Annotated in this window: 15 protein-coding genes; 7 read left to right on the forward strand and 8 right to left on the reverse strand. The window is 39.0% G+C overall.

The window, feature by feature from the left end:
• Window positions 1-8 precede the first annotated feature (8 nt).
• Entirely contained in the window at window positions 9-593 is a 585-nt protein-coding gene (locus R3X28_RS07435; RefSeq protein ID WP_317663695.1) for an acyl carrier protein phosphodiesterase, read from the reverse strand.
• Window positions 594-688: 95 nt separating this feature from the next.
• Between R3X28_RS07435 and glmM the strand changes: the two genes are divergently transcribed.
• On the forward strand, window positions 689-2,077 hold the full coding sequence (gene glmM / locus R3X28_RS07440) for a phosphoglucosamine mutase (RefSeq protein WP_317663697.1): 1,389 nt from the start codon (window positions 689-691) through the stop codon (window positions 2,075-2,077).
• Window positions 2,078-2,108: 31 nt separating this feature from the next.
• On the opposite strand, the gene R3X28_RS07445 is transcribed toward glmM, so the two are convergent.
• Window positions 2,109-2,987 carry a lysophospholipid acyltransferase family protein gene (locus tag R3X28_RS07445; RefSeq protein WP_317663699.1) on the reverse strand — a complete coding sequence of 293 codons (879 nt, stop codon included), beginning with the start codon at window positions 2,985-2,987 and terminating at the stop codon, window positions 2,109-2,111.
• Between the two features lie 60 nt (window positions 2,988-3,047).
• On the opposite strand from R3X28_RS07445, the gene R3X28_RS07450 reads away from it, so the two are divergent.
• Entirely contained in the window at window positions 3,048-3,698 is a 651-nt protein-coding gene (locus tag R3X28_RS07450; RefSeq protein ID WP_317663701.1) for a rhomboid family intramembrane serine protease, read from the forward strand.
• A 163-nt stretch (window positions 3,699-3,861) separates the two neighbouring features.
• Window positions 3,862-5,502 (forward strand): hypothetical protein, encoded by a 1,641-nt coding sequence (locus tag R3X28_RS07455; protein WP_317663703.1) that lies wholly within the window; start codon window positions 3,862-3,864, stop codon window positions 5,500-5,502.
• Between the two features lie 73 nt (window positions 5,503-5,575).
• Here the strand turns inward: R3X28_RS07455 and R3X28_RS07460 are convergent, their stop codons facing one another.
• Window positions 5,576-6,706, reverse strand: a complete 1,131-nt coding sequence (locus R3X28_RS07460; RefSeq protein WP_317663705.1) for a redoxin domain-containing protein — start codon at window positions 6,704-6,706, stop codon at window positions 5,576-5,578.
• Between the two features lie 103 nt (window positions 6,707-6,809).
• A complete protein-coding gene (locus R3X28_RS07465) occupies window positions 6,810-7,298 on the reverse strand; it encodes a hypothetical protein (protein WP_154369220.1) in 489 nt (162 codons plus the stop codon).
• Between the two features lie 101 nt (window positions 7,299-7,399).
• On the opposite strand from R3X28_RS07465, the gene R3X28_RS07470 reads away from it, so the two are divergent.
• From R3X28_RS07470 to R3X28_RS07480, 3 genes are read left to right on the forward strand one after another with little or no spacing between them, the layout of a single operon-like run.
• Window positions 7,400-10,297, forward strand: a complete 2,898-nt coding sequence (locus tag R3X28_RS07470; RefSeq protein WP_411556600.1) for an FAD-binding and (Fe-S)-binding domain-containing protein — start codon at window positions 7,400-7,402, stop codon at window positions 10,295-10,297.
• A gap of 58 nt (window positions 10,298-10,355) precedes the next feature.
• Window positions 10,356-11,420, forward strand: coding sequence for a chorismate synthase (gene aroC, locus R3X28_RS07475; RefSeq protein ID WP_317663710.1), 1,065 nt, complete (start codon window positions 10,356-10,358; stop codon window positions 11,418-11,420).
• A gap of 60 nt (window positions 11,421-11,480) precedes the next feature.
• Window positions 11,481-12,806, forward strand: a complete 1,326-nt coding sequence (locus R3X28_RS07480; RefSeq protein ID WP_317663712.1) for a dicarboxylate/amino acid:cation symporter — start codon at window positions 11,481-11,483, stop codon at window positions 12,804-12,806.
• 107 nt (window positions 12,807-12,913) lie between these two features.
• Here the strand turns inward: R3X28_RS07480 and R3X28_RS07485 are convergent, their stop codons facing one another.
• From R3X28_RS07485 to R3X28_RS07500, 4 genes are all read right to left on the reverse strand, one after another.
• Complete coding sequence (locus R3X28_RS07485; RefSeq protein WP_317663714.1) at window positions 12,914-14,158, reverse strand: mechanosensitive ion channel family protein; 1,245 nt, start codon at window positions 14,156-14,158, stop codon at window positions 12,914-12,916.
• A 116-nt stretch (window positions 14,159-14,274) separates the two neighbouring features.
• Window positions 14,275-16,311: a mucoidy inhibitor MuiA family protein gene (locus R3X28_RS07490; RefSeq protein WP_317663716.1), complete on the reverse strand. Its 2,037-nt coding sequence runs from the start codon at window positions 16,309-16,311 to the stop codon at window positions 14,275-14,277.
• Window positions 16,312-16,571: 260 nt separating this feature from the next.
• Window positions 16,572-16,973, reverse strand: a complete 402-nt coding sequence (locus R3X28_RS07495; protein ID WP_317663718.1) for a thiol-disulfide oxidoreductase DCC family protein — start codon at window positions 16,971-16,973, stop codon at window positions 16,572-16,574.
• 156 nt (window positions 16,974-17,129) lie between these two features.
• Window positions 17,130-19,031 (reverse strand): tetratricopeptide repeat protein, encoded by a 1,902-nt coding sequence (locus tag R3X28_RS07500; protein ID WP_317663720.1) that lies wholly within the window; start codon window positions 19,029-19,031, stop codon window positions 17,130-17,132.
• 317 nt (window positions 19,032-19,348) lie between these two features.
• Between R3X28_RS07500 and R3X28_RS07505 the strand changes: the two genes are divergently transcribed.
• Window positions 19,349-20,908, forward strand: a complete 1,560-nt coding sequence (locus tag R3X28_RS07505) for a thiol-activated cytolysin family protein (RefSeq protein ID WP_317663721.1) — start codon at window positions 19,349-19,351, stop codon at window positions 20,906-20,908.
• Window positions 20,909-21,021: the final 113 nt, after the last annotated feature.

The raw sequence follows: 21,021 nt of genomic DNA on the forward strand, positions 1-21,021 counted from the left end.
AAATTAGGTTATAGTGATTTATATTTATGTTTTGAAAAGGTGATTAGTTCATTAAAAAAATCTGTGAATTCCCTTTCAAAATCCGTGTAATGTTCTTCAAGGTCCAAAATAGCGAAATTCATTTTTGATTTATTTTTTGTTCTGCGGTTCATGCCGTTCAGAACCCTGTCTATTCCTTCCATTTTAGAATAATTATAGAGCCAATTGTCACTGATCATATAGGGCATCATCCGTTGTACGCCATTAGGTAATATGGTGTAATTGTTTTCTAAAAGGTCGTAAAAATCATTCACGAAAATTTTTAAGGGGGTGTCCGAATAGTTTTTCCAATTCTTTGCTAAAAAATGGTCATAATAAATGTCAACGATGACCCGGCTATAATGACTGTAGTTCTTGTGCAATCGCTTACTACTGATTTTAGGGATACTGTGCGAGTCGGTGTAAGTGTCTATTTCCCGGTGTAGGATAACCCCTTTTTGTATGCGATCTGGTAGGTGGTCTATTTTATTGCCACGAATACTGTCTGCAATGAAGTTGCCTATCGCAATTTCATCATCACCGAAAGAAAGGTATATATGTGCCAGGAAATTCATTGGACTATAAATTTATTCATAAGGTCGAATTTACCAAATTGAAGGTTAGGATTGGTATTAGTCTTTTATATTTGCAAAAAAACTTTTAACAAATTATGACACTAATTAAATCAATATCTGGAATACGAGGTACAATCGGAGGTGAATCAGGGGACAATTTAACCCCGATTGATGCCGTGAAATTTGCGGCTGCTTACGGTATATGGTTAAAAGGGTATTCAAAGAAAGATGATTTAAAAGTTGTTATTGGTCGAGATGCTAGGATATCAGGTGAAATGATCCAGAATCTTGTGGTTTCAACACTGGTGGGCTTAGGTGTAGATGTAATAGATTTGGATCTTTCTACAACACCAACCGTTGAAATCGCCGTTCCTTTGGAAAAAGCGGACGGTGGAATCATATTGACCGCAAGTCATAATCCCAAACAATGGAACGCCCTAAAGTTACTTAATGAAAAAGGGGAATTTTTAGATGCGGCACAAGGGGCTAAAATCCTTGAGATTGCGGAAAGTGAGGATTTTGTATTTGCTGATGTGGATGATCTTGGTGACGTAACCAAAAATGATGCCTATATCGATATTCATATTGATGAAGTTTTGAATCTATCATTGGTGGATGCCGATACGATTCGAAAAGCAAAATTCAAAGTAGTGGTAGATGGAGTGAATTCTACCGGAGGTATTGTTATCCCTAAGTTGTTGGAAACCTTAGGGGTCGAAGTCGTTAAGTTGTATTGTGATCCAAATGGACATTTCCCTCATAATCCCGAGCCGTTAAAAGAGCATCTGGGAGACATTTGTGAACTTGTTGTAAAAGAAAAAGCGGACTTTGGTATTGTGGTGGACCCGGATGTGGATCGTTTGGCATTTATCAGTAACGATGGCGAGATGTTCGGGGAAGAATACACCTTGGTGGCCTGTGCGGATTATGTACTAGGTAAAACGAAAGGGAATACAGTTTCTAATTTATCGTCTTCTAGGGCTTTAAGGGATATTACCGAAAAGCATGGTGGTACTTACGAGGCTGCCGCTGTAGGTGAAGTGAATGTGGTGACCAAAATGAAGGCGAATAAGGCGATTATAGGCGGTGAAGGAAATGGTGGAATCATTTATCCTGAGAGCCATTATGGTCGTGATGCCTTGGTGGGTACGGCGTTGTTTTTGATGTTGATGGCAGAAAAAGGGGGAACGGTCAAGGAATTACGCGATAGCTATCCTAGCTATTTTATGAGTAAGAAGAAAATTCAGTTGACTCCTGAATTGGATGTGGATGGTATCTTAAAAGCTATGGCGGATAAATATAGTGAGGAAGAAATCTCTACTATTGATGGTGTAAAGGTCGATTTTGCTGAAAATTGGGTACACTTACGTAAGTCGAATACCGAACCTATAATCCGGATTTATACAGAAGCAAAAAGTCAAAATGAGGCTGATGGCCTTGCGGATCGTATTATTGGTGAGATCAAGAGTATAGCTGGTATTTAAATCAACCAACCTTGGTAAGGTGTCGAAAAGATTATTTTGGTTCTTTGCCGCGGTGTTTCCAGCGCCGATGCGTCCAGAGGTAGTGTTCCGGTCTTTCTTTGATTTGAAGTTCGGTAAGTTCAATGAACTTATCGGTAATCTCGTTTTTTTCAGTGCTGCTTCCTGCAAGGGTAATGGGTATGAACTCGGCTTGGTAATAGCCACGTTTTACCTTGCTGACTTTTAAAAAGACCACAGCTAGATCAAGTTTCCGGGCCAAGGTTTCGGCCCCGTTGAATATGGGGACCCTTACACCCATGAATTCTTTCCAATAATGGGCTCTCTTTACTTGTGGCGATTGATCGCTGACCATACCGTATATGGCAGTGATATTGTTCTTGTGGTTACGTATCACCGTTTTGGTGGTTTCTTGTTGTGAGATTAAAGAAGTGTTCCATTTTGCCCTGATCTTTCTGACCAGTTTGTCGAAATAAGAATTGCTAATTTTTTGATATACCGCATATCCTTTGGATTCTACGTAATTGTTGATGCTTACATTCCATTCCCAATTAGCATAGTGGGAGCAGAGGATCAGTACGCTTTTTTCTTTTTCGATTTCACGAAGTACTTCGGCATTAAGGACATTGTATTTCTTTCGAAAAGCTTCTTTGGAAAGGTTCATGCCTTTGACCATTTCCAGGAACATATCGCACATGTGGCGATAAAAGCCTTTTTCAATTGCGGTCAATTCTTCTTTTCGTTTGTTGGGGAAAACCAATTCTAGATTATTGCGTACCACATCTTTGCGGTATCCGATTATTCGATACACCAAAAAGTATACGGCATTGGAAAACCCATAAAATATATGATGCGGAAGGATCGAAATCACCCATAATAAAGGGTATATTAAAATAAAGGCAAGTAGTTGCATGTATTACGTAGTAAAGCGCAAATATAGCTATATTTGGCTCGAAATATAACGCCTAAGTACATGTATAATCTAAACATCGCTACCATCGCCATTATAGCGGCTAATGTAATAGCATCTTTAAAAGGTTTTAACGACACTGGATTTTTTGAAAGATATAAATTCAGTATAGGGGGGATAAAGGGCGGACAGAAGGACAGAATGCTTACTTCAGGGTTTTTACACGTGGATATGTCCCACTTGTTCATGAATATGCTTACACTTTACTTTTTCGCCGATGTGGTCATAAATTGGTTTGGTCCCATAAAATTTGTAGGCATATATTTTATAAGTCTTGTAGCGGGGAGTCTATTGGCACTGGTTTTTCATAAGAATGAGCCTTATTATAGTGCGGTAGGCGCGAGTGGGGCTGTTACGGGCATATTGTATACTGCAATTTTGTTGCAACCGGATATGCGTTTGGGGATTATGTTCATTCCTATACCTTTACCAGCCTATGTCCTCGGTATTGGTTATCTATTGTATTCCATATACGGCATGAAAAAACGATTGGGTAACATTGGGCATACCGCTCATTTTGGAGGAGCTATGGGGGGTTATGTGGCAACATTATTCTTTAAACCTGATCTTTTGGTAACCGACACGATGATGGTTATACTTCTTGCCGTCCCAATAGTCATTCTTTTCATTATGGAAAAGCTTGGGAAAATCTAGAATTGATCAACAAAAGGAAGGAAAGGGCGAAGATTCAATGTGATTTTTACCGTTCCTCTTGTTTATTGGCATTTCATTGTAAATATTACATTGGGAATACACGCATTACGTAATTTTGGCGTTAATATAGAAACCTAAATCTAAACCAAAACCAAATTTTAAAATGAAAAAAGTAAACCTACTACTTTGTTCAATTTTCTTATTGATTATGTCTTGTAGTGATGAAACTACGGTCTTCAGTGATTTTCAGGACGATATACAATTAGAAGGCAACGAACAGATTTTAGACAACAGTGTAAGTTTTGATTATGCTGGAGTACTGGAAATTGCAGAGGAAGTTAATATTTCAGGAAAACAAGCCAGTGCTTCCAAAGTCGATGAGGCTGGTGATTACCCGCTTACCTTGATCGCACAAATTGACCCCCCGTCTTATAGTGGCGGTGAGAACTTGACTGCTTCTCACGTACATGTAGATGGAGATTATGCGTACGTTTCCTATAATACTGTTGAAGATGATTATGCCGGAGGTATAGACATTATTGATGTAAGTGATCCCACTGATCCGAAAGTCACTTCTAGATTGTATTATGTAAATGCTGATTTAAACGCTATTGAATATAGTGATGGGTATATTTATGCAGTCGGAGGTGTTGATTCGGAAAAATCCGTTACGGCTACTTCAAATTCTTTTGTTGCAAAAATCCCTGCTTCAGGAGGAAGGATGTATACTAGTGCTGGAATCGATTATGGTTTTCAGGAGGGGTATAATAGTACAGATATTGAAGTAACTTCTAATACCGTGGTAGTTTCAAGCGGTGGCGATGGTACCGTAACCATTTATAACAAAAGTGACTTAAGTATTTTAAATGAAGCCCCATTTCAGGACTTGAGGTCTGTGAAAATGGACAATGGTCTATTCGCTGTTCTTGATGCTGGTAGTGGAGTAAGCATATTGGATGATAATCTAAATGTAATAAAAGAAATACCTATAAATACTGATTTTGGTGCAGCGACAAAGCGAACTTTGGCTTTCAAAGATGGCAAGGTGATTGTTTCCGAGGGTTCAATAGGCGCCGGATTATATAATGTAGCTAGTGGTTCTTTAATCGAATATTTACCTGTGTTGATCGACCCTAGCGCAACTTCGACAGAGGGAAGTGAGACCAATGCAGTTGCTTTGAACGAGGAAATGATACTCATGGCCAATGGTGGTTCCGGACTTTGTCTTTCCGAGGACAATGGGGATGATGCCGATTTATACGGGGTTATTCAGTTAGAAGGCTCAATAAACTATGTAGAATCAAAAGACGATTATATTTTTGCGGCTTCAGGTAAAAGTGGGTTGCAAATTATCAAATTGAATAGGACAAGCGAAAGTTTGTCTACCCGTTGTAGTTCCCTTTCGACTTATTCGGGCAGTTCTGATTTAAATGTGAGGTTAGGTGAAGATAAGGCGTATAGTGGCTCAAAAAGATTCGCTAATATTGAAGTTGCCGGTACCTTGTTGCTTTGTGGTTCGTGGACAGTTAACAATGGAGTGGATGTTTATAGTGATGCTCTTTTCGAAATGTACGGTACTTTGGTTGTTGGAAGAAACAATAAAAGAAAAGATGTGATGGTTGATGAAGGGGCAACGTTTGTAGTCGAGGGGAACCTTACTATTTACGGAGACCTTATTTTGAATGATGGGGCGAAATTGGAATTTATCGGAAATGACTCCGTAGTTAATATTTTTGGTTCGGTCGTAAAAAATGGAACTGTAAATGTATCAGGAAACTACGATGATGTAAGAAACAAATTTTAGCAAACTACTAAATAAAAAAAATCCCTTCCGGTTAAACGGAAGGGATTTTTTTATTTAAAAAGAAGTAATGTGCTTAATTCAGCATTTCCGATATACGGGCCTCTAAAGCAGGACCTCTAAGATTTTTTGCTACGATAACCCCGTTTTCGTCCAATAAAAAAGTAGCAGGAATAGCGTCAACATTATAAAGCTTTGCTATGGCATCGTCAAAATAGGCGATGTTGGAAACATGGTGCCATTCCAATCCGTCATCCTCAATGGCTTTTTTCCATGCTTCAGCTGTTTTGTCCAGTGAAACGCCTATGATACTCAGGCCTTTTTCCTTGTATTTGTCGTAAACTTTTACCACGTTTGGGTTTTCTGCCCGGCAAGGTCTGCACCAAGCTGCCCAGAAATCGATTAACGTTGCTTTTCCTTTAACATCGTTTAAGGCCAAAAGTTTCCCGCTAGGCGAAGGGGCTGAAAAATCAGGAGCCACGGCTCCAACGCTTGTGTTTTTGGAGTTTTCTTCACGCTTCTTTAATTCATCCAGTGTTTTCTTAACTTTTTTTGCAGCTTCGGTCTCTTTGATTTCGGCAGAAAGTCCGTTGAATAGGGTTTGTAGTTCTTCCGTTGTCGATGTCCTTGTGTTTATGGCCCTATCTATAAGTAAAGCGGAAATCAAGGCGTTGGGGTTGTCCTTGATATAGCCCAATTCAAATTCTTCATATTCACCCCTTAGATCGTTCAGCTCTTCTTTCAGTGAGTTTATCAGAACCGTATCCCTGCTGTTTGATGCGGCCTTTAGGTCTTTTTGAATGTTCATTGCTTGCTGGGATACTTCTCTTGAGTTTTTTTGAAAGTCATATAGAAATTCGTTTTGCGGGGTACCAGTAGACTTTGCCAAGCCAAGACTGTCTTTGTGGGCAGTGAATTCTATATCGCCATTTTCAAGTACAGTAGCGGCGTAACCGCCCAGTTGGTCTATAAAAATGTAATGCATTTCAGGTTGGTTTTGCTGTCCTTCGAAAACAAAAGTTCCGCCTTTTACTTCGGCGGTATCCACTTCAACCAGGCGATTGTTCTCTCCACTTTTTTTCAAATAGACGGCGGTACCATCGGCAACATCACCGGTAAGTGTACCATTTATTGAATAGCCTTCCGGTTTAGAATTGCAGCTTGCCATTAATCCTAAGATGATTATGGATAAAAAAATGTTTCTCATTCGATATTTATTTATGTGAATTGCAAATGTAGTTATTAGTGCCCATAAATAAAAAGCACTGAACGAATGTTCAGTGCTTTCTTTCTTTTTGAATATCAGTGTTTTAGAATTGATAGCGTATTCCTAGGGCGATATCAAAGTCAAAATTATCGGAGAAACCGTCATAACCAATTAAACCGATCTCAGGTCTAAAGTCCAACGATATTAATAACGGAATATCAAAATTATATTCAATTCCTATATCGCCCGCTCCAAAAATGAACAACCCGTCGTTGTCGTCATCAAAGTCGATATCAACATTTCCTAATCCTCCACCAACTCCATAGTACCAGTTGAAGTTGCCGTCCAAAGGTAATACCCATTGGTATATACCTGCTAATTTAAAGGCATTGTAGTTTTTGTTATCGCGCCAGCCTAAATCCACTTCGAGGCGATTGTATCTGGATATTGATTTTTGGTAAGATATTTCTGCACCAAAACCATCACTGTCCCCCATTCGAAGACCTATGGCATGCTCTGAGATTTCTTGGCCGAAACCAAAGGAAAATGAAGCGAAAAAAGCAATTAACGTAAGTGTTTTTAAAAATTTCATAAGATTTGATTTTAGAGTTGTAAAAATAACGATTCTTTATTTTGCTGAAAATAATATCTTAATTTTGCAACCAAAATCGTACCAGGCCAATTATGGAGCATATGGATTTATTGAAGGAAGGTTTAGCTGGGGAACTATTGACCGATAATCTAAGTACCACATTATATGCCACCGATGCCTCCGTGTATCGAAAAATACCCTTGGCTGTGGCATTTCCTAAGAATATAGGGGATATTAAGAAATTGATTGCCTACGCTTCGAAAAACAAGGTGGGGCTAATCCCTAGGACGGCAGGTACTTCATTGGCTGGCCAGTGTGTGGGGAACGGGATCGTTGTCGATGTCTCCAAGTACTTTACGAAAATCATAGACCTTGATATAGCCAATAAACGGGTAACCTTGCAGCCTGGTGTCATTCGTGATGAGCTCAATCAATATCTAGAACCGTACGGATTGTTTTTTGGGCCAAACACATCAACATCCAACCGTTGTATGTTAGGGGGTATGGTCGGCAATAATTCTTCTGGAACAACATCAATCCAGTATGGGGTAACCCGTGATAAGGTAATTTCATTAAAGACGATTTTGTCAGATGGTTCAGAAGTGGAGTTCAAACCACTTTCCAAAGAAGAATTTGATAAGAAAATTGCTTTAAATACACTTGAAGGAAAACTTTATAAAAATATTTATAAAGAACTATCAAACAAAGAAGTACAAGAACGTATAAAGGAAGAATTCCCGAAACCGGGAATTCATAGGCGCAATACGGGTTATGCCGTGGATGATTTGTTGAAAAGCGGTATTTTCGGTGGCCCGGAAGAACAATTCAACTACTGTGAATTGCTAACAGGTAGCGAAGGTACGTTGGCTTTTACAACAGAAATCACCGTACAATTAGATGAACTTCCTCCCAAATATTCCGCTATGGTTGTCACGCATTATCGTACGTTGGAAGATTGTCTCAGTGATGTGATTCCCGTAATGAAGCATGGTCTTCATCTTTGTGAGATGATGGATAAGGTCATCTTGGATTGTACCAAGAATAACACGACCCAGCTTCAGAATAGATTTTTCGTTGAGGGTGATCCAGCCGCTTTGTTGATGTTGGAGCTTAAGGCAAATACTGAAAAAGAGCTGCAACAAGAGATAGGAAAATTGATAGCTACCATAACCGCATCTGGGTTGAGCTACGCCAACCCTATTCTCTATGGTGGGGATATAGCAAAAGCAATTGAGCTGCGAAAGGCCGGTCTTGGCCTTTTGGGTAATATCGTTGGTGATAGAAAGGCGGTGGCATGTATTGAAGATACGGCAGTCGCTTTGGAAGATCTGAATGCCTTTATATCCGAATTTACTGCAATCATGAAAGGGTATAAGCAGAATGCCGTTTATTATGCCCATGCAGGGGCGGGAGAACTTCATTTGCGGCCGATCTTAAACCTTAAAAAGTCTGAGGATGTGGCTTTGTTTAGGGCCATTACCACAGATGTAGCCAAGCTCACAAAGAAATATAAAGGCTCTTTCAGTGGGGAGCATGGTGATGGGATCGTTCGTGCGGAATTTATCCCAATAATGGTCGGGGAAGAAAATTATGAACTGCTTAAGCGGATTAAATCTTATTTTGATCCGGAAGGGATATTCAATCCAGGGAAGATTGTAGATGCCTATCCCATGGATGAGTCATTCCGCTATGAAGTGGATAGGGAGGAACCGGAGATTCCTACTTTGATGGATTTTTCAGACAGTGAAGGTATTTTAAAGGCCGCTGAAAAGTGCAACGGTAGTGGGGATTGCCGCAAAACCCATCTTGCCAAAGGGGGAATGTGCCCCAGTTACCATGCAACGAAAAATGAAAAAGATACGACCAGGGGTAGGGCCAATGCCTTTCGAGAGTTTTTGACCACGGGAAGCGCGAGCGATAGGTTCAGTCAAAATGAACTTAAGGAAGTTTTTGATTTCTGCTTAAGCTGTAAGGCCTGTGCGAGTGAATGCCCAAGTAATGTGGATATTGCCAGTTTAAAAGCTGAGTTTTTATATCAATATCAGGAGAAAAACGGCTATTCCCTGCGAAGTAAATTGTTTGCGCATAATACTAAGCTCAATAAAATGAGTAGTAAGGTTGCCGGACTTACAAATGCGGTATATAGTTCCAAGATGCTTAGTGGTTTAATGAAAAAATCGGTAGGTGTGGCCAAGGAACGTACCATGCCCAAAGTTTCAAGTTTTAATTTTGATAAGTATCTCAAAAACGTTTTAAATGAATCTGTTGGCTCAAATTCCAAAGTGGTTCTGTATATAGATGAATTCACCCATTATATGGATACGGGCCTAGGCAAGGATGCAATTGGACTTCTGACAGGTTTAGGATACGAAGTACAGCTTTTTTATGCTGAAAGTGGCCGAACCTACCTATCCAAAGGATTTTTAAAACAAGCCCAAAAGTTGGCAATCGCTAATAGTAAGCAATTAAAGGTATTCGTTGAACAGAACGTGCCGGTACTAGGTTTGGAACCCTCTGCCATATTATCCTTTAGGGATGAATATAAGCGTTTGGTGCCTAACAAAGAGGAAATGGACGCAATTGCGGCAAACGCTTTCTTGGTTGAGGAATTTTTGGCTAAAGAGATAGAAAAAGGGAATTTAACATCGGAAAGGTTTACCAAAGAGGCAAAAACCATAAAAATACACGCCCATTGCCATCAAAAGGCCTTATCTAACCAAAAAGTAACTTTTGATATCCTCAACTTGCCCGAGAATTATACGGTTTCCATTATAAGCTCAGGGTGCTGTGGAATGGCGGGTTCTTTCGGGTATGAGAAAGAACATTACGATGTTAGTATGCAGATCGGGGAGCTTAAACTGTTTCCGGCCATTCGAAAAAGCGATTCATCTACCATTATTTCGGCCAACGGTACCAGTTGTAGGCATCAGATAAAGGATGGCACCGATAGGGATGCATTACATCCTATTACAATCTTAAAAAATGCTTTGGTAAATTGATTTTTGAATCCGTTCATTAACATTTATCTTTGGCGCTCTATGAACTTAATATAATCGCATGGCAGGGAATACATTCGGAAACCTTTTTAAATTATCCACATTTGGTGAATCACATGGTGCGGCAATAGGTGGCGTTTTAGATGGGTGTCCCCCGGGAATAGAGATTGATTTGGAGGAAATACAAAATGAATTGAATCGTCGTAAGCCTGGCCAGTCTGCCATTGTGACCCAGCGGAAGGAACCCGACACGGTAGAATTCTATTCGGGAATTTTCGAGGGTAAGACCACAGGTACCCCCATCGGTTTTGCGATTCATAATACGAATCAAAAATCAGGGGATTATTCCCATATCAAGGATTCATACAGACCTTCCCATGCCGATTATGTTTATGATAAAAAGTATGGTTTCCGTGATTATAGAGGTGGTGGTCGAAGTTCGGCACGTGAAACAGCCAGTAGGGTAGTGGCCGGTGCCATAGCCAAACAGTTTTTATCCTCGATGAAAATAAATGCCTTTGTTTCCCAAGTGGGCGGTTTAAAATTGGAAAAAAATTATCAGGAATTGGATTTTTCCTTAATAGAGTCGAACCCTGTAAGATGTCCCGATACAGAAATGGCGGCCAAGATGGAGGATTATATTAAGGATGTTCGAAAAGAAGGGGATACTATTGGCGGGATTATTACTTGTGTAATCCAAAATGTACCGATTGGTTTAGGAGAGCCTGTTTTTGATAAACTACATGCCGAATTGGGTAAAGCGATGCTGTCTATTAATGCTGTTAAGGGTTTTGAATACGGAAGCGGTTTTGAAGGGGTAATGATGAAAGGTAGTGAACATAATGATGCATTCAATCCAGATGGTACGACTAAAACTAATTTTAGCGGTGGTATCCAAGGAGGGATAAGTAATGGTATGGATATTTATTTCAAAGTAGCCTTCAAGCCCGTTGCTACCGTGATTCAACCGTATCAAACCATTGATAAAGAAGGGAATACGGTAACAACAAAGGGTAAAGGTCGTCACGACCCTTGTGTAGTTCCTAGGGCCGTACCTATTGTTGAGGCTATGACAGCACTGGTATTGGCAGATTATTTTTTACTTGCAAAGGCCATAAATTCATAGTCACTTCTTCCGCCTTTCCTAACAAATTGGTATATTTCCAATTCATTTAAACAAAGGCTTATGAAGAAAATGGAATTGCACTGGCAAATTTTAATCGGAATGATCCTCGGGATCTTATTTGGATTTGCCATGACACAGATTAGTTGGGGAGGTGAATTTGTCTCTGATTGGATAAAACCCTTAGGAACGATTTTTGTAAAACTTCTGAAGCTGATAGCGATTCCATTGATACTTGCTTCTCTAATAAAAGGTATCTCGGATTTAAAGGATATTTCAAAATTCAAGAATATCGGAATACGCACCATTGTTATTTACGTGTGTACCACAATAGTAGCCATAACTATTGGTTTGATTTTGGTCAATATCATGCAACCTGGTGAAGGGATTTCCCAAGAGACTATAGACCGATTGACCGAAACTTATGCCAATGATAGTGGGGTTACCTCAAAAATTGCTGAGGCATCTAGGCAAAAGGAGGCCGGACCTCTGAGTTTTTTGGAGAACATGGTACCTGATAATGCCATTAGGTCTATGAGTGATAACCGTTTAATGCTTCAGGTTATCTTTTTCACGATCTTCATGGGAATATCAATGTTATTGATCGGAGAGGAAAAGGCTAAACCCCTTAAGAAATTCTTCGACGCACTGAATGACGTCGTCCTAAAAATGGTTGATTTGATTATGTTGACCGCCCCGGTTGCCGTTTTTGCCCTTTTGGCAAGTGTAGTGGTGTCTTCGAGTGACCCGGATTTGCTTTTTGCCCTTCTTAAATATGCGGGGGTTGTAGTTCTGGGACTCTGCTTAATGGTCGTTTTTTACATTTTCATTGTTTCTACCTATGCAAAACTAAATCCGTTTTGGTTTCTAAAACAAATCAGTCCGGCCCAATTATTGGCGTTTTCAACGAGTTCAAGTGCCGCAACACTGCCTGTCACTATGGAAAGGGTAGAAGAACATATTGGTGTAGATAAGGAGGTTTCTAGTTTTGTATTGCCTGTGGGGGCTACGATAAACATGGATGGTACAAGTCTGTATCAAGGTGTAGCAGCCGTATTTATAGCCCAAGCATTGGACTTTGAGTTAGGTCTGGCTGCCCAATTGATTATAGTTCTTACGGCTTTATTGGCCTCTATCGGTTCTGCGGCGGTTCCTGGAGCAGGAATGGTTATGTTGGTCATCGTATTGGAATCCGTTGGTTTTCCTGCTGATAAATTGGCTATAGGTTTGGCATTGATATTCGCTGTGGATAGACCATTGGATATGTGCCGAACCATAATAAATATAACGGGTGATGCCACTGTAGCAACAGTTGTGGCCAAGTCTGTCGGTAAATTAGGAAAACCCCATATTCAGAATTGGGATGACCATTTAGATGAAGTTAGGTAATATCCTTTTGCCATATCAAATACCGAATCACCTTCTTTTAGGGACTTGATTATGTAATCTTTCGCCTTAAGGGAATTTATTTGGGGTTATTCATCTTAATAATAAATTCATGCCTTAAAATTGGTGCTACTTGGCAATTCAAAACCTTCAAGTTTAAAATAAGGGAGGGCTGCCAATAAATGATCGAATATGTCGGCCATGATATATTCATAGTTCGCCCATCGTTTATCGCTGCTAAAGGCATAAATCTCAATGGGCAATCCTTGGGAAGAGGGTGGTAATTGGCGTACCATGATGGTCATGTCCTTGTTTATTCCAGAATGGGAATTGATGTATCTATCGATATATTTTCTGAAAACACCGACATTTGTTAGGTTTTTTCCGTTTATCAAGAGCGATTTATCGATTTCTTTTTCAATATTGTATGTATCAATGTCTTTACTTCGATTCGTTAGATATGTACGGATCAATTCAATTTTTTTAAGTGCCTCGATATCATCCTTTGTTAAGAATTTTATACTATCCTGCTTTATGATTAGGGACCTTTTTATACGTCTTCCTCCCGAATCCTCCATTCCCCTCCAGTTCTTAAAGGAGTCTGATATAAGGGCATAGGTCGGGATGGTGGTAATGGTTTTGTCGAAGTTCTGAACCTTTACCGTAGCAAGGTTAATTTCGATCACATCCCCATCGGCTCCGTATTTCTCAAAAGTAATCCAATCCCCAATACGGACCATATCATTGATCGAGACTTGAATACTGGCTACGAAACCTAAGATGGTATCTTTGAAAATAAGGATGATTACAGCTGATGCGGTACCTAATGCCGTAAGGAATTTCCATAATTCAATACCTGAAATAATCGAAAACGCATAGAATAAACCTATAGACCAAGCAAATATCATGAATACTTGAATGTAGCTATCAATTGGTTTGTCCCTAAGACTGGCAAGGGATTTCAGGAAGTCCTTGAACGTATTCAATAAACTGCGAACGACCCATAGAAATAAAACAATGCCAAAGACCTCAATGGTTTTGGAGAAGAAAATTTCTGCGTTATGAAAATCTTGGAATATTTCTGGAATAGCCTTATAAGCCAAAACAACGGGAATAATATGTGCGATGTTCCTTGGTACTTTGTTTTTTACCATCAGGTCATCGAATTTTGATTTGGACAAAAGTGAAAGTCGGTTGAATATACCGACAATCATTTTTCTTAAAAAATAATCCAAAACAAAAAGTACGATCAAAACGACCAAGAGCAAAATGATCATATTTATGGTCCCTGCCCATGATTCTGACAGTCCCTGATCAACCAAAAAATCGAAAATCCAATGTGATATACTTTTCATCCTATACAATTTTAGGGTCCGCTATCAAAAGTCAACGAACCCCAAATGAGTGGTGCAAAATTAGTGGATCATGTTCGATTTCAGGAGCTTTTCACACTTCTTTATGAGTACTGTCCTTAAATTGAAATAGACTTGTATTTCGGGTATTTGACCTTAAAGGAAAAAGATTCCGTTTTGCTCTGTTTCGGTGCCAATTGAAGCTCCCAGGTCAATAAACCTTTTTTAGCATCATGGGTGGCCTTATTAGTTTGTATATCATCTATCTTTATTTCCTTATTTTGGGAAATTGGAATGCGATCCATAAGTTTTAATTGGATGGGGACTGATTTGTTGTTTTTCACCATTAATTCATAGGTCCTGTCCAGAATACGGTTACTTCCTGTAAATGACTTGCTTTTAAAATTCCGGTTTTGAGTACGGGTTACGGTAATGTTCGGGTCTATACCCAACGATAAAGTCATTTTTTTCTTGGTCGTATAGGGGTCGATGGTCGTTTTACCGGCAAATCTACCTTCAAAATAGATATTGGCTTCCCCAGGCAAAAGATTATGTTTTTCCCAATCTTGGAAAGTTGCGGTCATGAATACATTCTCGTTGATAACCGGTGCCGCGAAATGTTCATAATGGGCCTTAAGATTGAAGGAATTTAATTCAATGGCTGTAATATCTCCGTTTGATATGATTGAATAAGTCTTTTTAATTTCAAACCTGATGTTGGTCAACCCATCTATGAAGTTACTTTTTTTAGTGGTTATTAGTACGATACCATTTGCACCCTTGTTCCCATAAAGTGCCTCGGCATTGGAACCCTTGAGTATTTCGATAGACTGAATTTCGCTTTCATCCAAATCACCTTCAATAAAGCCTTCAACAGGTACCCCGTCAATTATATAGAGTGGGGTAGCGGGTTCAGGGGTTTTCGTGTAGTTTGAAGTACTGGATGCACCTCTGACCCTTACCCCGGAAGAAGCTCCCGAAATACCATAACCTACAACAACAACTTCATCCAAATGTTGGGCATCCTCTTCCAAACGGCAGTTGATCAATGAGGAGTAAATAGGAACTTCGTAGGTAACGAATCCGATATAGGAGATGACCAATTCTTGTCCGTTAACCACTTCCAAGGTGTAATTACCATCAAAATCGGTTTGGGTGCCATATGAAGTTCCCTTCACTGTTACATTCGCCCCAGGCAGGGGTAAACCTGAGGCATCTGTGACTTGACCTGTGACTTTTTTGACAGTCGGATTGTAAAAGTATTTCTGTTTTTTGATGGAATGTTGGTTTCGTTTGGCATACCGATTAACAAAGTCGAGATATTTTGTGGATACATTTGGTTTTGCAACATTCAATGCTGGACTACCTGATGATAGGGTAACTTTTACGTTGTTCCAGTCCACCCCTGATTTTTGATACACATGGGCTTTATATGTTAAACGTAAAGGGTCGTTCACTTTTACTGATTTTATGTCATAATTGGGTATCCAACCGGCCTCTTTAATCGTATACGATATTTGAAGGGGTATGGATAATGCTATGGGAGTATCTAGTTTTAAACGTATTACGCCTTGTTCCTTAACCGGAGAATTATTTATTTCGGTCATTTGCTTTTGGTAAGCAATGGAATCAAGTTTAAGGGAATCGATTTCAATGTTGGCATCGAAAATCTCGTTTTTTATAGTGGTTATACGTTCACGATAGTAGGTGCTTATCTGCTTTATCTTATCCAAATCCAGAGTAAGGTTTTCACCACTTACCAATCGGTTGGCATTGATTACTTTTTGTTCTTCTTCCAAACCGGAAATGGTGTTTTTCAATGCTGCTATCTTACGATTTACAACGGTGATCTGTGATTTTAACAAAGCCACTTCAGGGCTGTCCGTGGAAGGTGCCAAAAAATCTACATCAAATGCCATGGAAAGTATTGTGGCCGATTTAAGTCCGGCTATCTGTATACTACTTTCGTCAATTTTAGAAGAAAGCCCTGTAAAAGTGAATTCATTGGTGCCGGGAAATAGTTTTAGGTTTGCATTTCTAGTTATTTGGGCTCCATTTAAATATACAGTGACCTCATTGATTTTTGAAGGGGTGATTACACCGTTTCCATAGAAAATAACCGGAAACAAGAACAGGAAAAGGAATAGTTTTTTCATAATGTTGGTTTTTAAAGTTGAAGCAAGTTCCTTTTTACTTAAGAATTTAAAAACAACGAATGCGTGAATAGGGAAAAGGGTAGAGGCAAAGGTTCTTTTGGGTTAGGGAAAGGGCCAATGGTTTTCTTAAACCGATAGATTGTCGTACCTGTAGGGTGTTATAATCGTATACGATTTGAATGTGTTGGAATTATTGTATATCGCTAAATTATACGTCTATTCTAGATCATTTTTCTTTTGGAACAACGCAAGGTATTGTTCTAATCTAAAAACTTGTCCTTTAATTCCGGGGTAGGAATCATACACGCGTCCTTTTTGCCATACCATTTGTAACGGTTACGGGCAACAAAATCGTATACGATATCACTTAAACTACTGGGAATCAAATCCAGTACGTTTAACAGTTTCCATGCTCCACCGAAAGAAGCCCCTATTTTTAATGCAGCGGTAGATTTGGTGTAATAGGCGATTCCAGGTTCAATTAGAATAATGGAATCAACAGTATCAGTATCGATATGACGTTCTTTGACCAGTTGTTTCCCTATCTCACCTTGAAGTGTAGTAAAACGGAATTCATCTTTTTTGTCGTGTTTGATCACGAACTGCACCGTTCGGTTGCATAGGTTGCAAACGCCATCAAAAAGAATGATTTTTTTATTCATTGCTTATCTGGGTAAGATCATAGGTGGTAAAGATATTGAATACGTTCGGTATGCAATTTTTTTTGGCATTTATTCTAATAATACATGCTAAAACTTAAGGGAAAAAACGAGTGATAATCGTATACGATTAAATATTGTGTATTGAATACAGCATACTTACAGCGAATTTAAGAATTGGGTTAAATCAGTTTCTTTGTTCAAGCCCAATTTCTTTTTTAACCGGTACTTTGATTTTAATATGCTGTCCGGTAAAACGTTCAACGTGGCGGCAATCTCCTTCGTGGTCAGGTTCATGCGTAAAAAGGCCGCCAATCGAATCTCTTTTTCCGAAATATCTTCAGATAAGGTCTTCAGTTTTTGATCAAAGTCATTGTGCACCTCTGAAAAATAGGTCTTAAAGACTTCCCAGTCCTTGTCAGATGCATTTTCTTTCTTTAAAAGCATTACGATACGTCTAAACTCCATTTTAAACTTCTCAGGGGAGTTTTTGATGTTCTGTAGGTTCTCCATCAACTCTTGGATGAAGGTATTCTTTTGCACAAGGTGAAGGGTCTGGCTCGTAAGCTCTTTCTTTTTGTATGCAATCTCTTGCTTGTAAATTTCTTCTTGCTTTTCACGGGCTATACGGTTCCTTTTCATCCGTTGTCTAAAACCAAAGAACAATAAACCGGATACGGCTACAAAAGTGAACATTCCACCTGCATATAGACCTTTGGTGAGTTTATCCACTTTTGCTTTTTCATTAAGGGTGTTGATTTCTTCTTTATGCAGGGCTATTTCTGTTTCTTTTTTTTCAGTTTCATAGATAGCCTTCAACTCTTCAATTTGTTGGGATTTTTTAATATTGAATATGCTGTCGTTTAAAAAATGGTATTCTTGAAGGTCCTTGTAAGCAAGATTGGATTGATTTAGGCCATTTCTAATTTCTGCCCTCGTTTTTAAGGCATCTCGTAAAGTGGGTAGGGCCCCGATTTTTTCTGAAATGGCAATATTCTTATTTATGTGGGTTAAAGCCTGTTCGAACTTACCCTCTTTGACGTCGAGATTCGCTATTTCCTGAAGTGCTTCTGTCTGGTTTAACTTAATATCCTGTAGTTCTGAAAGTGCAAGGGATTCTTTTAGCAAAATTCTGGATTTTAAGTATTCCCCCTTATTGTAATGTAGTCTTGCTAAATCATTTAGAGATTGTGATATCATTGTTTGCACATTCATTTCACGGGCTAAATTAATAGACGCATCGAAGTGTTTGTGAGCCAAATGAGAATCACCCAATTCTTCGGCAGCCAAACCAGCGGTATTATAGGCATAGCTCATATAAATCTTGTCATCGTGTTTCTCATATATAGATATTGCTTTTTCGGCATATTCGATACTGGAATCATAATTTTCAAGTTGATATTCTATATCGGCCAACTGTTTCAAAGCATCAGCAGTTCTTACTTCATCTGACTTATCCTCAAAAAATCTTAAGGCTGTTAGTGTATGTTCAAGTGCAATTTTATAATTCCCTTTTTCAAAGTATATTTCTCCCAATATCTCATATTCTGAACCTCGTAGGTCAAATTTTCCTAAATCAGAATTCTTTCGGTTATCGTCATTGTACATATCCAATATGGATTTGGTCAATACAATGGATTTGTCATAATCACCTTTTTTCATTTCAATTGTAGCCAAGGAGTGCAAGGCAAAAATCTGACCTTTTACAGATTTGATTTCTTCGAATTTCTTTAGGGCAAGGTTGTGGTATATTTCGGAAGAATCATTTTTGGATTGATTGTAATAATAATTGCCAAATTGTAGGTAACCATTGCCAATACCTCTTTCGTAACCAATTTTTTTTGAAAGATCAAATGCTTGTTGTGCATAGTCTTTTGCCCGCTCGGCATCCATAAACATCATTCGCTCATGTATTCTTGACAATACTTTAGCCTTTAGAGTGTCATCGGGTAATGATTGGGCGTGTAATATTAAACTATCTAATTCTTTTTTTCGATCCTGGGCATTCCCAATAAGGATGAAAAACATAAAAGTGGCCATTAAATACTTTGTTGTTACCATAGGGCTAACCTCTTTGATTTAAAAACAAGATACACATAATGTCTTCTTAAAGAAAGAGGTGGTCAATATCAAAATAGGGGCTTGTCCATAGGAAGTCCATGTTTTTTTTAAATCCATTTTCAATAATAATCTTTGTAAAGCCCTGTTTTTATGGGGTTTATGAAATTATTGACTTACTGTTTAATATATAACCGTCCATGGCTGTTTTTTACCAGATATATATATCCCGTCCATACTTTGTCCATGGTCAATTTTAGGCTTGGGCCTTCTTCTCCTCTAATTTGGGAGTGTTGAATCCTAAATAAAACTTAATAATTATGAAAACAACAGTCAAACAAAATGGAATGTGGCCTGCAGTATTAATGGCCTTTATGCTTATTGTTACTTTTTCCTGTAGCAAAGACTCCGACCCTGTAGATGGTGATAAACCAGAACCTATTTCAGGGGAAGAGGCGGAAAAAATCAATTCATATGTCGTGAACTTAAATTATGATCCTGATGAATTATTGAACGTTCAATCAAATACGGGTTCCAGTTCCGAAGTAATAAGTAATCAGAGTAATACATCGAACGGTAAGACTACCACATGTAAGGTCAATGAATATGATATTCGCTCAAATTTTGAGGACGTGGCCATTTTTGATCCGGCATTGGGGGTTGTTTATCCCGGTGCCTTGGTCATCGGAAATCAGGAAATGTTAGATGGCGCACCACAACCCTTACAAATTACCAGGGCCCCAGCGACCTTGAGATTGGATCTTCCAGGCATCGGTGAATCCGGTAATATTGAGGTGGCCAATCCAACTTATCAAAATGTACAGTCAAGCATAGATGGTGGTCTGGAATATTGGAATAATGATATTGCCCCCCAAGGTTACGAAATAGCCTCTAGGGCATACTACGAGTCCACTACTACCTATTCGTCGGAACAAATGAGTCTTGATCTTGGGGTAAGTGCCGAATGGGTAAGTGGGTCTTCGTTTGAATCCCAGTTTAGTTACGATACCTCAACCTCAAAGAGGGTTGCAGCAATACTCTATCGTCAAGTATTTTATGATATAAGTATGGTAACACCTGATCAGCCCTCCGATGTTTTCGGCAGCGATGTGGATTTGGCCAAAGTAGAATCCTTGATGGGATCGTCGACACCACCAGCCTATGTAAGCTCCGTTTCCTATGGAAGGATTATCATGATCCGAATGGAAACCACAAGTACGGAAACCAGCGTGGCCCTAGAGGCAGCCTTGGAATATGCCAGTTTGGGTAAAAATGTAGAAGCTGATATAGAAGGTAAATACAAAAGCATTTTGGAGCAATCGACCATTAATGTAGTGACTATTGGAGGTAATGCAAAGATAGCTTCCCAAGTAATTACCGGAAGTGATGTCGCATCATCTGGCGGACTTAATTATGTCATTACGGAAGGCTCTCTTTACAGTCGCGACAATCCTGGGGCACCAATTGCCTATACCGTAAAATACTTGAAAGACAATAGGGTGGCAAAAATGGGTTATAACACTGATTATCGCTTAGAGAGCTGTGAGACCAGTGATTATGTCCATAAAAACGCTAGTTTAAAGAAAACCATAGGAGTTGATGTTCAGTTTAGGTTTGCTTATAAGAAAGGGAGTAGCCAAACGGTAAAATATACGTCTTACAAAAAAGTGAATGACAAAAACGTATTTTTCTCCTCTTCGCCTCCAGATGGGGCTTATGACGTAAAAATCCAATTTCAATATTGGGATTTAGTTTGGAAAACATTGGGTGAACAAAATCTTAATTATTTATCTAGCGAAAAATGCTATGAAGCATATTGTTCCAAAACCTTTTTAGGCCTTTGCACGGAGTATACCTTTAAAAGCGTTAGTTGTAATTGATCAAAAAAATTATTTGAAAGGCAGTCGGCACCTTAAGTTGTGATTCAACAGCTTGGGGTCGGCTGTTATTTTATATTAGGCGATGTTATAAAATCATATACGATTTTAGGTAA

It is taken from the genome of Maribacter sp. TH_r10, assembly GCF_033101095.1.
Taxonomy (GTDB): domain Bacteria; phylum Bacteroidota; class Bacteroidia; order Flavobacteriales; family Flavobacteriaceae; genus Maribacter_A; species Maribacter_A luteus.